13 protein-coding genes are annotated in these 14,547 nt (G+C 73.4%); 8 read left to right on the top strand and 5 right to left on the bottom strand.

What is annotated here, in order from left to right; all coding sequences use genetic code 11:
• The first annotated feature begins 237 nt into the window (after positions 1–237).
• Together ACFYVL_RS24855 and ACFYVL_RS24860 are read left to right on the top strand one after the other, a co-directional pair.
• Positions 238–1,089 carry a GntR family transcriptional regulator gene (locus ACFYVL_RS24855; RefSeq protein ID WP_389248735.1) on the top strand — a complete coding sequence of 284 codons (852 nt, stop codon included), beginning with the start codon at positions 238–240 and terminating at the stop codon, positions 1,087–1,089.
• Positions 1,090–1,149: 60 nt separating this feature from the next.
• A complete protein-coding gene (locus ACFYVL_RS24860; RefSeq protein ID WP_389248363.1) occupies positions 1,150–1,626 on the top strand; it encodes a hypothetical protein in 477 nt (158 codons plus the stop codon).
• Positions 1,627–1,728: 102 nt separating this feature from the next.
• Here ACFYVL_RS24860 and ACFYVL_RS24865 read toward each other — a convergent pair whose 3' ends face one another.
• Positions 1,729–3,192 (bottom strand): SDR family oxidoreductase, encoded by a 1,464-nt coding sequence (locus ACFYVL_RS24865; RefSeq protein WP_389248365.1) that lies wholly within the window; start codon positions 3,190–3,192, stop codon positions 1,729–1,731.
• 139 nt (positions 3,193–3,331) lie between these two features.
• On the opposite strand from ACFYVL_RS24865, the gene ACFYVL_RS24870 reads away from it, so the two are divergent.
• Together ACFYVL_RS24870 and ACFYVL_RS24875 are read left to right on the top strand one after the other, a co-directional pair.
• On the top strand, positions 3,332–4,303 hold the full coding sequence (locus tag ACFYVL_RS24870; protein WP_389248367.1) for a phosphotransferase family protein: 972 nt from the start codon (positions 3,332–3,334) through the stop codon (positions 4,301–4,303).
• Between the two features lie 133 nt (positions 4,304–4,436).
• Entirely contained in the window at positions 4,437–5,093 is a 657-nt protein-coding gene (locus tag ACFYVL_RS24875; protein ID WP_389248369.1) for a hypothetical protein, read from the top strand.
• A gap of 49 nt (positions 5,094–5,142) precedes the next feature.
• Here the strand turns inward: ACFYVL_RS24875 and ACFYVL_RS24880 are convergent, their stop codons facing one another.
• The 3 genes from ACFYVL_RS24880 to ACFYVL_RS24890 form a co-directional block, all read right to left on the bottom strand.
• Entirely contained in the window at positions 5,143–5,871 is a 729-nt protein-coding gene (locus tag ACFYVL_RS24880) for a gamma-glutamyl-gamma-aminobutyrate hydrolase family protein (protein ID WP_389248371.1), read from the bottom strand.
• 47 nt (positions 5,872–5,918) lie between these two features.
• Complete coding sequence (eat, locus tag ACFYVL_RS24885; RefSeq protein ID WP_389248372.1) at positions 5,919–7,382, bottom strand: ethanolamine permease; 1,464 nt, start codon at positions 7,380–7,382, stop codon at positions 5,919–5,921.
• 346 nt (positions 7,383–7,728) lie between these two features.
• Positions 7,729–8,475: a FadR/GntR family transcriptional regulator gene (locus tag ACFYVL_RS24890; RefSeq protein ID WP_389248374.1), complete on the bottom strand. Its 747-nt coding sequence runs from the start codon at positions 8,473–8,475 to the stop codon at positions 7,729–7,731.
• A 74-nt stretch (positions 8,476–8,549) separates the two neighbouring features.
• Between ACFYVL_RS24890 and ACFYVL_RS24895 the strand changes: the two genes are divergently transcribed.
• The 4 genes from ACFYVL_RS24895 (at position 8,550) to ACFYVL_RS24910 (ending at position 13,123) form a co-directional block, all read left to right on the top strand.
• Positions 8,550–9,914 (top strand): glutamine synthetase family protein, encoded by a 1,365-nt coding sequence (locus ACFYVL_RS24895; RefSeq protein ID WP_389248376.1) that lies wholly within the window; start codon positions 8,550–8,552, stop codon positions 9,912–9,914.
• Positions 9,915–9,929: 15 nt separating this feature from the next.
• Positions 9,930–11,285: an aldehyde dehydrogenase family protein gene (locus ACFYVL_RS24900; RefSeq protein ID WP_389248378.1), complete on the top strand. Its 1,356-nt coding sequence runs from the start codon at positions 9,930–9,932 to the stop codon at positions 11,283–11,285.
• Between the two features lie 8 nt (positions 11,286–11,293).
• Positions 11,294–12,082, top strand: coding sequence for a 3-oxoacyl-ACP reductase (locus tag ACFYVL_RS24905; protein WP_389248380.1), 789 nt, complete (start codon positions 11,294–11,296; stop codon positions 12,080–12,082).
• A 66-nt stretch (positions 12,083–12,148) separates the two neighbouring features.
• Positions 12,149–13,123: a DUF2510 domain-containing protein gene (locus tag ACFYVL_RS24910; RefSeq protein WP_389248381.1), complete on the top strand. Its 975-nt coding sequence runs from the start codon at positions 12,149–12,151 to the stop codon at positions 13,121–13,123.
• A 78-nt stretch (positions 13,124–13,201) separates the two neighbouring features.
• Here the strand turns inward: ACFYVL_RS24910 and ACFYVL_RS24915 are convergent, their stop codons facing one another.
• Positions 13,202–14,428, bottom strand: a complete 1,227-nt coding sequence (locus ACFYVL_RS24915; protein ID WP_389248383.1) for an amino acid deaminase/aldolase — start codon at positions 14,426–14,428, stop codon at positions 13,202–13,204.
• Positions 14,429–14,547: the final 119 nt, after the last annotated feature.

A 14,547-nucleotide genomic window follows, 5' to 3' on the forward strand; every position in this document is an offset into this window, starting at 1 on the left:
CACCTCGGAGGGGATGTGACCAGTTGCTCAACTGGTCAACTGGTATAGACGTGTCCAGAAGGTGGCACGAGCTTTCGGATTGCGTCAATACCCTTGTGAGCACGGGTTGTTCGGTGGAAGGTGTGCGCATGTCCCCGCTACGATGGCTTTACCAGTTCCCGAAGAGTTGACCAGTAGGAGCCGCTCCGTATGGAGATCCGCAACGAGATCCGCGGCGAGGACGGTCTGCCCGGCGCCATGCTCAAGCGCGAATGGGTGCGCGAGCACCTGCTGGGTCTGATCGAGTCCCGCAGCGCCGGCGACCCGATCCCCTCCGAGCGCGTCCTGAGCAGCGAACTCGGCGTCTCCCGCCCCACGCTGCGGGCGGCCGTCGACGAGCTGGTGGCCACCGGGCAGCTGGTGCGCGAGCACGGGCGCGGCACCTTCGTCGCCCCCGCCAAGATCACCCAGGAGCTCGTACTGGACGACGTCGCCCGTTCCCCCAGGTTCCACGCGCCCATCGCCACCGGCGTCTGGACCAGCCGCGTACTGGAACTGACCACCCGGCAGGCCGGGGCCAGGATCGGCCGCAGACTGCGCGTCTCACCGGCCGCGGCCCTCGTCTACATCGCCCGGCTGCAACTGGTCGACGGCCTCCCGATGGCCATCGAGCACCTGCACTTCCCCGCCGAGCTGGTGCCCGACCTCACCCGCGAGGAACTGGAGGCGGGCGAGCTCTACGACCACCTGCGCGACCGCCACCGGGTGTACGTCCACGAGGCGACCCAGTCCATCGAGCCGACCGTCGTCAACGAGGCCGAGGCCGCCGTGCTGGACGTGCCCGTGCTCTCCCCGGCGCTGCTCATCGAGCGCCTGACCACCGACACCTCCGGCCGCCCCATGGAGTACGTGCACTCGCTCTACCGCGGCGACCGCTACCGGATCATGTCCCGGCTCTCCTTCGGCGCCGGACCGTCGGCGTCCGCCCCGTCGGCCGGGAGCGCGGCGGTGGACCCCGACGCCCACCATCCGGGCATCCCGCCGGGGGACTTCGCGCACGAGGACATCATCACCTCGTCGACCACGGGGGACGTCCAGGATCCGCAGTGAACGGGGACAGGTGTTCGGGCGGAGTTGTTTGTGGGGCTGCCGAGCGGTTACCCGAGGGCCATGAGCACACAGAATTCGAACTCCAAGTCCACCGCCGCCGACGCCAAGTCCGCCGCTGCCGAAAGGACTTCCGCGGCCAAGACCACCGCGTCCAAGGCCACCGCGTCCAAGGCCACCTCGGCGAAGGCCACCGCGTCCGACGCCAAGAAGACCGCGAGCGCCGCCGGTTCCGGGGCCAAGGACGCGGCCGGCCGGGCGAAGGAGGCCACCGGCCGGGCGACGGACGCCGCCCGGACCGCGACCACCGCCGGGCTCAAGGGCGTCGAGGCCGGCAAGCAGGCCCTGGAGTCCGCCTCCGGGAAGGTCGTCTCGACCGCCACCACCGCCTGGACGCTGATCAGCAACCGCAAGGCGATCGTCGCCGGAGCGGGTGCCGGCGTCGTCGCGCTGAGCGCGGTGTCCTTCGCGGCGGGCCGCAGGGCCGAACAGGCGAGCCACGGCCCGCTCACCAGGCTGCTGGCCGGCGGGAAGCTCTGAGAGCCTGGAACCCGGCCGCCCCCGCGGAGCCCCGACGGGCCGCCGCGACCGCGCGGGAACCACCCCGGGAACAGCGGGCGGCGCCGCTGTCCCGACGGTGCCTCAGGCGGTCGCGGCCGCGGCGATGTTGCGCACCATCCCGCCGAACACCACCCCGTGGAACGGCGCCACGCTCCACCAGTACGCGTGCCCGGCCAGCCCGTGCGGATGGAACACCGCCCGCTGCCGGTAGACCGTGCGCCCCCGCTCGTCGCGCTCCGAGCGCAGCTCCAGCCAGGCCAGGCCCGGCACCCGCATCTCCGCCCGCAGCCGCAGCAGCCGGCCCGGCTCGATCTCCTCGACCCGCCAGAAGTCGAGCGAGTCGCCCACCCGCAGCCGCGCCCGGTCCCGCCGCCCGCGCCGCAGCCCCACCCCGCCCACCAGCCGGTCCAGCCAGCCCCGCACCGCCCAGGCCAGCGGGAACGAGTACCAGCCGTTCTCCCCGCCGATGCCCTCGATCACCCGCCACAGCCGCTCCGGGGACGCCGCCACGACCGCCTCCCGCACATCCGTGTACAGGCTGCCGCCCGCCCAGTCCGGGTCGGTCGGCAGCGGGTCGCTCGGCGCACCGGGCACCGACGCCGACGACCAGCGGGTCGCCACATCGGCGTCCTGCACCCGGCGCAGCGCCAGCTCCACCGCCCGCTCGAAGCCGATCGGCGCCCCGGGCGGCCCCGGCACGTACTTCTCGATGTCGTGCTCCGCGCACACCACCTCGTGCCGCAGCGACTCCGCCAGCGGGCGCGCGATCGACGCGGGCACTGGGGTGACGACCCCCACCCAGTGGCTGGACAGCCCGGGGGTGAGCACCGGCAACGGCAGGATCAGCCGCCGCGGCAGCCCCGCCACCCGCGCGTAGCGCTGCATCATGTCGCGGTACGTGAGGATGTCGGGGCCGCCCACGTCGAAGCTCCGGTTGAGTCCCTCGGGCAGCTCCGCACAGCCCACCAGCAGCCGCAGCACGTCCCGTACCGCCACCGGCTGGATGCGGGTGCGCACCCAGCTCGGCGTCACCATCAGCGGCAGCCGCTCGGTCAGATAGCGCAGCATCTCGAAGGACGCCGACCCCGAACCGATGATCACCGCCGCGCGCAGCGCCGCCGTCGGCACCCCGGAGTCCTTCAGGATCCGCCCCACCTCGGCGCGCGAGCGCAGGTGCGGCGACAGCTCCCGCTCCGGGACCCCGGCCGGGGTGAGCCCGCCCAGGTAGACGATCCGGCCCACCCCGGCCAGCCGGGCCTGCTCGCCGAAGACCCGGGCCGCCTCGCGGTCGGTCCGCTCGAAGTCCTTGCCCGTGCCCAGGGCGTGCACCAGGTAGTACGCCACTTCGACGCCCGCCATGGCCCGGCCGGTGGACTCCGGGTCGGTGACGTCGCCCCGGACCGTCTCCACGTCGCCCGCCCAGGGGAAGTCACGCAGTTTGGCGGGGGTGCGCGCCAGGCACCGGACCTCGTGTCCGGCCGCCAGCAGTTCGGGCACCAGCCGCCCGCCGATGTAGCCGCTCGCCCCGGTCACCAGACACCGCACGTCGCCGCCTCCTCCTTCTCGGGTACCCCCGCCCCCTCCACTGTGTGCCCCTGCCCGGTATTCGGAGCGGTGACGCCGCCGGACGGGTGGTGCGGCGAAATACCTTGCGAAGGATGTGCCCGGCCCCCGACCATGAGTCATGGAGCCACTGTCTTCGCAGGTCACAGCCCCGCCCGCCACCGGAGTGCGCGTCGAGTGGCAGGCGCTGCCCGCGCGTCTCCACGCCCGTGTCGCCGACATCCTCGGCGCGCCCGTCGTCGAGGCGGCCACCCAGCCGGGCGGCTTCTCGCCGGGTGTCGCCGCCCGGGTCCGGTGCGCCAACGGGCGGCGGGCCTTCGTCAAGGCGGTCAGCGCCGCCGTCAACCCGCACTCCCCGGACCTGCACCGGGCCGAGGCCCGCAACACCGCCGCCCTGCCGCCGGGCGTGCCCGCGCCCCGGCTGCTCGGCAGCCACGACGACGGCGAATGGGTCGTGCTGGTCCTTCAGGACATCGAGGGCACCCAGCCCCGCGTCCCCTGGCGGCGCGACGAACTGGACCGGGTCCTGGACGCGCTCACCGCACTGGGCGCCGGCCTCACCCCCGCCCCCTACGACGCGCCGCGTACCGAGGACGTCGACGCCAGGACCTTCCGGGGCTGGGAGCGGCGGCTCGCCACCGGCACCCTCCAGGGGCTCGACCCGTGGGTGGCCCGCAACCTGCCCGCTCTCGTCGAACTGGCCTCGCGCTGGCCGGAGTCCGCGCACGGCGACACCCTGGCCCACGGCGACCTGCGGGCCGACAACATCCTGCTCACCGCCGACGGCGGGGCCGTCTTCGTCGACTGGCCGCACGCCGTGCGCGCGGCCCCCTGGTTCGACCTGCTCCTGATGCTGCCGTGCGTGGCCGTGCAGGGCGGACCCGACCCGGAGGAGCTGTTCACCGCCCATCCGCTGGGCCGGGACGCGGACCCCGCCGGGGTCACCTCGGTACTGGCCGCACTCGCCGGCTACTTCGTCCACCACTCCCTGAAGCCGCCCCCGCCGGGCCTGCCCACCGTCCGCGCCTTCCAGGCGGCGCAGGGAGCCGCGGCCGTCGCATGGCTGCGGCAGCGGCTGGGGGAGGGCGGGTGAGAAGCGGAAGGGGATCATGTGACCGTACGGTGCGTGGAAGGTGAGACACGGGCAGTGACCGCCCCCGCGGTCACCGGGCCCCCGCCCGGTCCCTAGGCTCGCGGCCACTGTCACCTGTCGAGGAGAGAAAAGCGTGTCCTACCGGAAGAAGCTCGTCCTGCGTGCCGCCGCCCCCGTCGCCGTCCTGGCGCTCGCCCTCACGGGCTGCAACGGCGGGGACGACCAGTCGGGAGGCAAGAGCGACGCGGGCGCGGCCAAGGAGACCGGCGGCAGCGACAAGGCCCCGGAGAAGGACGGGGCCGCGGAGCAGGGCGGCGCGGGCGCCTCGGGGAAGAAGGAGCTGGCCGCGGGCGAGTCGGTGACCAGCCCCTTCAAGGAGAAGGAGGCCGGACAGGTCACCTACGAGATCGCCGCCCAGAAGGCCGACGTCGGCACCGAGGCCGACGCGAAGAAGATGGTCAGCGACCCGGCGAAGGCCAAGGGCCTGGTACCGGTCGTCGCCCATGTGAAGTACACCCACAAGGGCGGCAAGCCCGTCGCGTCCTACCCGGACGTCGCCGACAACGTGGAGATCTACGCCGACGGCGCCCGCGGCGGCCTGCTGATCGGTGCCGCCGAGGACGCCAAGGGCTGCGAGGACGACGGCGACATCGAGAACTGGACCCAGGGGCAGAGCCACACCTTCTGCCAGACCTACATGGTCCCGGTGGGCGCCAAGCAGATCGAGGTGCGCTGGGCGGCGGACGAGGACTCCAAGGACCCGTACGTCTGGAGGTTCGCCGGCGCCTGACCGGCCGCGCGCCGGCCGCTTGTGTGCCTTCGGGCGGCCGGCGCCCGGCTCACCCGGCGACCGTCGCCGGTGCCCGGTCCCTCGCCCCGGGACCCACCGCGCAGGCGGCCACCAGTGCCTGGGCCAGCCGCAGGTCGGTGCCCATCTCCGGGTGCCACTGGACTCCCAGCACCCAGGCCGGGTCCGGGAGTTCCACCGCCTCCACGGTGCCGTCCGCCGCGTGCGCCGACACCACCAGGCCGTCCCCGATCCGGTCGACGGCCTGGTGGTGGTACGTCGGTACCTCGCACTCGCCGGGCAGCACCGCGGCGCAGCGGGTGCCGGGCACGGTCACGACCGGGTGCTGCCCGAAGGCGCCGACCGTGCCCCGGTGCCCGTCGAGGTGCTGGACGAGGGTGCCGCCGAGCGCCACGTTCAGCAGCTGCATGCCCCGGCACACGCCCAGCAGCGGGGTGCCCGATGCCAGCGCCGCCCGGATCAGGGCGAGTTCCCAGGCGTCCCGCTCCGGAGCCGGCGGCCCGCAGCGCGGATCGCGCGCGGCCCCGTAGGCCGTCGGATCGACGTCGGGACCGCCCGCGACCACCAGGCCGTCCAGGCGCGCCACGACCTCGGCCGCGTACGCCGGGTCGTCGGGCGGCAGCATGACGGCGCTGCCGCCCGACGCCTGGACCAGCCGCGGGTAGCCCGTCGGCAGGAGCGCGGCGGGCAGCTCCCACACCCCCCATTTCACGGACTCTTCGAGGTAGGTGCTGATGCCGACGAGGGGCTTGGGAGACACGGGCGGATCCTTCGGGGTGTGCGAGGAGCGGGGGAGGGGCCGGGTGGTCAGCCGCGTTCGAGTTCGGCCTCCGCGGCGGCCAGCGCCGCGAACTCCTCCTCGGGCGCGGAGGCGACCAGCCGGTGCCGGGAGTAGAACGCGAAGTAGGCGAGGGCGACGACGTACACGGCGAGCGCGGTGAACGCCGCGTCCTTGTCCACCAGGAACGTCGCCACCAGCGCGAACAGTGCCAGGACGAACGCGGTCGACGAGGTGAGGACCCCGCCGGGGGTACGGTACGGCCGGTGCAGCTCCGGCTCGCGGCGGCGCAGCACGATGTGCGAGAGCGCCATCAGGGCGTACGAGATGGTCGCGCCGAACACCGCGATGTTGAGCATCCGGGCGCCGTTCCCGGTCGACGCGGCGAGCGTGAAGCCGATCGCGCCGGGGATCAGCAGCCCGAGGTACGGGGCCTTGCGGCTGCTGGTGAGGGACAGGAACCGGGGCAGGTACCCGGCCCGCGACAGGGCGAAGAGCTGACGGGAGCCGGCGTAGATGAGCGAGAAGAACGAGGCGACCAGTCCCGCGAGACCCGCGTAGTTGACGAAGCGGCTCAGCCCGGTGGCCGGGCCGTCGCCCTGGAGCGCCACCACCAGCGGGTTGCCCGCGTCCATCACCGCCGCCGAACCGCGTGCGCCGGTCGCGGCGAAGAAGGTCAGCAGCGCGAGCAGCACCAGTACGCCCATCGCGATCGACAGCGCCCGCGGCATCGACCGCACCGGGTCCTTGGCCTCCTCCGCCGCCAGTGGCACCCCCTCCACGCCGAGGAAGAACCACATCCCGAACGGGAACGCCGACCAGATCCCGATCAGCCCGAACGGCAGCCACGAACTGGCCCCCAGCGCACCCTGGTCCACCGGTATGTCGTTCAGCCGGTCCGCGCTGAACTCGGTGAACGCGCCCACCGCGAAGATCAGCAGCGCGGCCACCGCGACGGCGGTCACGACCAGGCTGAAGCGCAGTGCCTCGCCGACGCCCCACAGATGGATGCCGATGAAGATCACGAAGCAGGCCAGATAGACCGGCCAGCCGGACTCCAGCCCGAAGAGGTTCAGCGACTCGACGTAGTCGCCGATGAAGATGGAGATGGCGGCCGGCGCCAGGATGTACTCGATCAGGATCGCGGTGCCGGTGAGGAAGCCGCCCCAGGTGCCCAGGGCGCGCCGCGCGAAGCCGTAGCCGCCGCCCGCGGTGGGCAGGATGGCGGACAGCTCGGCGAGGGCGAAGACCAGACAGGCGTACATGACGCCCATCAGCAGGGTCGCGATGGCGAGACCGCCGAAACCGCCCTTGGCCAGGCCCACGTTCCAGCCGGAGTAGTCGCCGGACACGACGTAGGCGACGCCGAGCCCGGTGAGCAGCAGCCAGCCGGCGCTGCCCCGGCGCAGGGCGCGCCGTTTGAGATAGTCGGCGCTCTCGGCGCCCCCGGCGGACGTGGGTTCCGCTGGACTTTCGGACTGTTCCGTGGCCATGGGCCGCTCCCGCCGTCGCCTGGCAATGGTGTGGGACCACACCTTTGCGGCCCCAAGCCCTCCGCGCAACCCCCGTGCCATTACAGCCGAGTTACACCCACCCCCACCTTCCGCCCCGCCCGACCCCCCTCGGGCGCCGCCGCCCCACCCCCCCCACCCCCCCGCCGCCCCCTTGGGCGACGGGGCCGCCCCCCGGGGGCGGAACGGGCGGGCAAGGGGGCGGCCCCCGGCGGAGCCGCACCCACCCCACCCCGGACGCCCCCGACGGAGCCGCACCCTCCCCCCCCCCGCCCCGCCAGCACTCCAGCCGACCTCCCCCCGCCCCCCCCGGAGGATGCCGCATCCCCTACACCAAGAACCCCCGCAACAACGCCGCCGTCCCCGCACAGTGCTCCCCCATCACCCCCCGCGCCCCCTCCGCGTCCCCCTCCAGCACCGCCTCCACCACCGCTGCGTGCTGCCGCTGCGAGTGCTCCAGGTTGCGGACCAACAGGGGGATGCAGTCCAGGAGTTCGTTCACCTCCGCCCGCACCGCCGCGTACTGCGCGGCCAGCCGCGGCGACCCCGCCAGCTCCGCGATCGTCAGATGCAGCAGCGTGTCCAGCCGCCGGTAGTCGGCCAGCGGCGCGTCCTGCGTCGCGGCCAGCGCCGCCCGCAGCCGGACCGCGTCCGCCCCCGCGAGCCCCCGGTCCGCGCAGAGCCCTGCCGCCCCGACCTCCAGCACCTCCCGGAACCGCAGCGCGTCCTCGACGTCCAACGAGCCGATCCTGCGCCGCAGTTCGGCCTCGCCCTGCTCCTCGCCCCGGCGGCACACGAACGTACCCCCGTACCGCCCGCGCCTGCTCTCGACCAGCCCCTGGTCCTGAAGCACCTTCAGCACCTCGCGCAGCGTGACCCGGCTGATCCGCAGCCGGTCCGCCAGCTCCCGCTCCGAGGGCAGCCGTTCACCCGCGGGCACCAGTCCCAGACGGAGCACCTGCAACACCTGCTCCAGAGCTTCCTCGAACCCGTTCCCCGCCCGCACGGGGCGGAGTATCGGCGTCAACCGGTCGCCCGCCGCCTCGCTCCGCGCACCTCGACCACCCTCCGACATGTCACCAAACCCTTCCCAACCAAAGGTCCATGGGCATACCTTATGGCTTCCGGCCGACCCAGGAGGACCTCCCCGTGGCAGACCGCACACCCCCGCTCCCGCTCCAGGAGCTGCGCTCCCTGGTGGCGAGCGGTGAGATCGACACCGTCGTCCTGGCCTTCCCCGACATGCAGGGCCGCCTCACCGGCAAACGGTTCGCCGCCCCCTTCTTCCTCGACGAGGTGCTGGAGAACGGCGCGGAGGGCTGCAACTACCTCCTCGCCGTGGACGTCGACCTCAACACCGTCGACGGCTACGCCATGTCCTCCTGGGACAGCGGCTACGGCGACTTCGGCATGCGCCCCGACCTCGCCACCCTGCGCCGCGTCCCCTGGAACGAGGGCACCGCGCTGCTGATGGCCGACCTGGTGTGGCACGACGGCAGCCCCGTGGTCGCCGCCCCCCGCCAGATCCTCCGACGCCAGCTGGAGCGCCTCGCGGAACTCGGCCTCACCGCCCACGTGGGCACCGAGCTGGAGTTCATCGTCTTCAAGGACACCTACGAACAGGCCTGGGACGCCAACTACCGGGGCCTGGAGCCGGTCAACCAGTACAACGTCGACTACTCCATCCTCGGCACCGGCCGCGTCGAGCCCCTGCTGCGCCGCATCCGCAACGAGATGGCCGCCGCCGGCCTGACCGTGGAGTCCGCCAAGGGCGAGTGCAACCCCGGCCAGCACGAGATCGCCTTCAAGTACGACGAGGCCCTCACCACCTGCGACCAGCACGCCATCTACAAGAACGGCGCCAAGGAGATCGCCGCCCAGGAAGGCGTCTCGCTCACCTTCATGGCGAAGTACAACGAGCGCGAGGGCAACTCCTGCCACATACACCTCAGCGTGCGCGACGCCTCCGGGCGCAGCGCCATGGCCGGCGACGACCCGCACGGCATGTCCGAGCTGATGCGGCACTTCCTCGCCGGACAGCTCGCCGCCCTGCGCGACTTCTCCCTCCTCTACGCGCCCAACATCAACTCCTACAAACGCTTCCAGCCCGGCTCCTTCGCCCCCACCGCCGTCGCCTGGGGCCCCGACAACCGCACCTGCTCGCTGCGCGTCGTCGGCCACGGCCCCTCGATGCGCTTCGAGAACCGGCTCCCCGGCGGCGACGTCAACCCCTACCTCGCCGTCGCGGGCCTGATCGCCGCCGGACTGCACGGCGTCGAGCAGAAGCTCGAACTGCCCGAGCCCTGCACCGGCAACGCCTACACCGCCGACTACGCACACGTCCCCACCACCCTGCGCGAGGCCGCGGAGCTGTGGGCCGCCAGCCCCATCGCCCGCGCCGCGTTCGGCGAGGACGTCGTGGCGCACTACCGCAACATGGCGCGGATCGAACTCGAAGCCTTCGACGCCGCGGTGACCGACTGGGAGCTCCGCCGCTCCTTCGAACGCATGTAAGGAAGAGCTACCGACGTGCTGAAGGTTCTCAACCCGGCGACCGAAGAGGTCGTCGCCACCGTCCCCGCCGCGACCGCCGCCGACGTCGACCGGGCCGTCGTGCGCGCCGTGGCCGCACAGCGCCGCTGGGCCGCCACCGCACCCGCCGACCGGGCCCGGCTGCTGCGCCGGTTCGCCGCGACCGTCGACGCGCACATCGAGGAACTCGCCCTGCTGGAGGTGCGGGAGGCCGGGCACACCCTCGGCAACGCCCGCTGGGAGGCGGGCAACGTCCGCGACCTCCTCGACTACGCCGCCGGGGGAGCGGAGCGCCTCAACGGCCGCCAGATCCCGGCGCCCGGCGGCCTCGACGTCACGATCCTCGAACCCCTCGGCGTCATCGGCGTGATCGCCCCGTGGAACTTCCCGATGCCGATCGCCGGCTGGGCCACCGCCCCCGCGCTCGCCGCGGGCAACGCGGTGATCCTCAAGCCGGCCGAGACCACCCCGCTCACCGCGCTGCGGCTGGCCGAACTCGCCCTGGAGGCGGGCCTGCCCGAGGACCTCTTCCAGGTGCTCCCCGGCGAGGGCCCCGTCGCGGGCGACGCCCTGGTCGAGCACCCCGACGTCGCGAAGATCGTCTTCACCGGCTCCACCGGCGTCGGCAAGCGGATCATGGCCAAGTGCGCCGAGAGGGTGAAGCGGGTCACCCTCGAACTCGGCGGCAAGAGCCCCAACATCGTCTTCGCCGACGCCGACCTCGAAGCCGCCGTCGCCGCCACCCCGATGTCCTTCCTCGACAACTCCGGCCAGGACTGCTGCGCTCGCACCCGCATCCTCGTCCAGCGCGACGTCCACGACCGCTTCCTGGCGCTCCTCGCCCCCGCGATCGAGTCGGTCGTCGTCGGCGACCCGTCCGACGAGAAGACCCAGATGGGCCCGCTGATCTCGCGGACCCAGCTGGAGCGGGTGCGCGGTTACGTCGACGAGGGCGCGCCCGGCATCCGCGGCACCGCCCCGGCGGGCCCCGGCTTCTGGTTCCCGCCGACCGTGCTCACCGGCCTCGCCCCCGACGCGCCCGCCGCCGTGGAGGAGATCTTCGGCCCGGTCGCCGTCGTCCTGCCCTTCGACGACGAGGCGGACGCGGTCCGGCTCGCCAACGCCACCGAGTACGGCCTCTCCGGCTCCATCTGGACCCGCGACGTGGGCCGCGCGCTGCGCGTCTCGCAGGCCGTCCGGGCCGGCAACCTCTCCGTCAACACCCACTCCAGCGTGCGCTACTGGACCCCCTTCGGCGGCTACCGCCAGTCGGGGCTCGGCCGGGAACTCGGCCCCGACGCCCTCACCGCTTTCACCGAGACCAAGAACGTCTTCATCAGCACGGAGGCATGAGAACCACCATGAGCAACGACACCGAGATCATCTGCCGCCGTCTGGTCGGCCGCACCGCCGTCATCACCGGCGCCGGCAGCGGCATCGGCCTCGCCGCCGCCCGCCGCCTGGCCTCCGAGGGCGCCCACGTCGTCTGCGGCGACATCGACGAGACGGCCGGCAAGGCCGCGGCCGAAGAGGTCGGCGGCACCTTCGTCAAGGTCGACGTCACCGACGCCGAGCAGGTCGAGGCGCTGTTCAAGGCCGCGTACGACACGTACGGCAGCGTCGACATCGCGTTCAACAACGCCGGCATCAGCCCGCCCGACGACGACTCCATCCTCACCACCGGCCTGGAGGCCTGGAAGCGCGTCCAGGACGTCAACCTCACCTCCGTCTACCTCTGCTGCAAGGCCGCCCTGCCCTACATGCAGCGCCAGGGCCGCGGCTCCATCATCAACACCGCGTCGTTCGTCGCGATCATGGGCGCGGCCACCTCCCAGATCTCGTACACCGCCTCCAAGGGCGGCGTCCTGGCCATGTCGCGGGAGCTGGGCGTGCAGTTCGCCCGCGAGGGCATCCGGGTCAACGCGCTGTGCCCCGGGCCGGTCAACACCCCGCTCCTCCAGGAGCTGTTCGCCTCCGACCCGGAGCGGGCCGCCCGGCGCCTCGTGCACATCCCGCTCGGCAGGTTCGCGGAGGCGACCGAGATCGCGGCGGCCGTCGCCTTCCTCGCCAGCGACGACTCCTCCTTCGTCAACGCGACGGACTTTCTGGTCGACGGGGGCATCTCGGGCGCGTACGTCACCCCGCTGTAGCCCCTCGCGCGGATCGTCGCGGACTGCCCCTAGGGCCCCCGTGACCCCTCCGCTTAAGGTGACGCAATGAGCATGACGACCCCGCCCGGCTGGTACCAGGACCCCAGCGCGCCCACCCAGGAGCGCTGGTGGGACGGCTCGGCCTGGAGCGCGCACACCCGCGCTCCGGGCGGGCAGCAGCCCGCGGCAGCGCAGTTCGGCCCGGCCCAGCCCCCGCAGCCGCAGGGCTACGGATATCCGCAGGGCGCGCAGCCCGGCTACGCCACCCCGCCGCCCCCGCCCGCACCGCCGGGCGCGGGCGGCGGGTCCGGCGGCGGCCCCGGCGGCGGCAAACTGATCGCGGTCGTCGCCGCCGGAGTGGTCCTGGTCGCCGCGATCGTCACCGGCGTGGTCTTCCTCGGCAAGGAGGACACGCCCCCCGCGCCCCCGCCGGTCCCCACCCTGGCCGACCCGCCGGGCGCCGGCCAGAGCACCCCGACGGCGCCCTCCGACCCCGCCCCGCCGGCCGCGTCCGGTGACGCCGACATCCTCGCCGACCAGCTGAACGGCATCACCCTGCCGATCCTGCCCGGCTGGGAGAAGCCGGAGTACGGCGCGGACCGCGACGCCGCCACCATGACCACCAAGGAGACCTACGACTGCCCCGCCGACGGCGGCTTCTGCCGGCACGGCACGGTCACCTCCCGCACCGCCCCCGGAAACCTGACGGCCGCCGAGGCGGCGGCCAAGGCCGACATCAAGATCGCCGCCGACGTCGCCTACCACAAGGACTCGCTGGACCGGCAGAAGTACGGCGGCATCAAGTCCCACCAGGAGATCAAGTCCGAGCAGGTGACGGTGGCCGGCAAGCAGGGCTACCTGGTCCGCTGGAAGGTCGTCACCGGCAAGGGCCCCGGCGGGTACGTGCAGTCCCTCGCCTTCCCCAGCAGCCTGGGCCCCGGCTCCATCGTCCTGGTGCGCTTCGCGTTCGACGCCGGACCGGGCGGCCCGCCGCTGGACGGCATGGACAAGATCACCCAGGGCATCCGCAACACGACCTGACCGGACGGCCCGGGTACGCGACGGGGCCTGCCCGCACCCCGAGGTGCGGGCAGGCCCCGTCGCATACCCGGAACGGCACTACAGGAAGGTGTGCCCCTCACCGCGGTATGTCGGGGCGGTACCGGTGACCCGGTCGCCCTCGATCAGCTGCAACCGGTCGAAGCGCTCGCACAGTTCGCCCGCCTTGGCGTGCCGGAACCACACCTTGTCGCCGATCAGCAGATCGTCCGCCGCCGAGCCCAGCAGCGGGGTCTGCACCTCGCCCGCCCCCTCCTGCGGGTCGTACCGCAGCCCCTCCGGCAGGTACGGCACGGGGGAGCGGTCCGGCCCGGCCACCCCGGACGCCGGGTAGCCGCCGCCGAGCACCGTGACGACCCCCACCCCGGGGCGGCGCACCACCGGCATGGCGAAGAGCGCCGCCGGACGGCCGCTGAAGGAGCGGTAGTGGTCGAACAGCCGGGGTACGTACAGCCCGGACCCGGCCGCCACCTCGGTCACCGCGTCCTCCGCGACGGTGCTCTCCACGCTGCCGGTGCCGCCCCCGTTCACGAACTCCAGGTCCGGCACCACCGCCCGGACCGCCCGCACCACGGCGGCCCGCCGCACCGCCAGCTCCCGGCGCGCGGCCCCCTGCATCACCCGCACCATCCGGGACCGCACCGGGCGGCCCGCGACCATGTCGCCGACGCCCGCGACATGACCCTCGTACGCCATCAGCCCGACCAGCCGGAACCCCGGCCGCCGGTCGATCGACCTGGCCAGCTCGGCCAGCTGGACCGGCTCGCGCAGCGGGGAGCGGCGGGCCCCCACCCGGATCCGGCCGCCCAGCAGGTGCAGCGAGGTGTCCAGCTCCAGACAGACCCGGATCTCCTCCTTGCCGCCGTCCCTGGCCCGGTCGATCAGCTCCAGGTGCGCCGGGTCGTCGACCATGACCGTCACGGCGGCGGCCAGCTTCGGATCGGCCGCCAGCTCCGCGTACGCGGCCCGGTCGGCGGACGGATAGGCCAGCAGCACGTCCTCGAACCCGGAGCGGGCCAGCCACAGCGACTCGGCCAGGGTGTACGACATCACCCCGGAGAAACCGTCCCGCTCCAGCACCCGCTCCAGCAGCGCCCGGCACCGCACCGACTTGCTCGCGACCCGCACCGGCTTGCCCTGCGCGCGGCGCACGAGATCGGCGGCGTTGTCGTCGAACGCCTCCAGATCGACGACGGCGACCGGTCCGTCGAGGTGCGCGGTCGCCCGGTCGTAGCGGGAACGGTCGGCGGCCCGGGGGGCGGCCCGATGAGTCGTACGAGGAGTCATGGGCGCAGCTTGCCAGAGTCGTTTACCGGCTGGTAGGTCTGCCGGGCTGTTGGCCGGGCCCGGCCCCGGAACGCTCCCGCCACGGCTTTTTCAGGGACTTCTCGGTTACTTGAGGGACG

Source organism: Streptomyces sp. NPDC004111 (genome assembly GCF_042874215.1).
GTDB lineage: Bacteria > Actinomycetota > Actinomycetes > Streptomycetales > Streptomycetaceae > Streptomyces.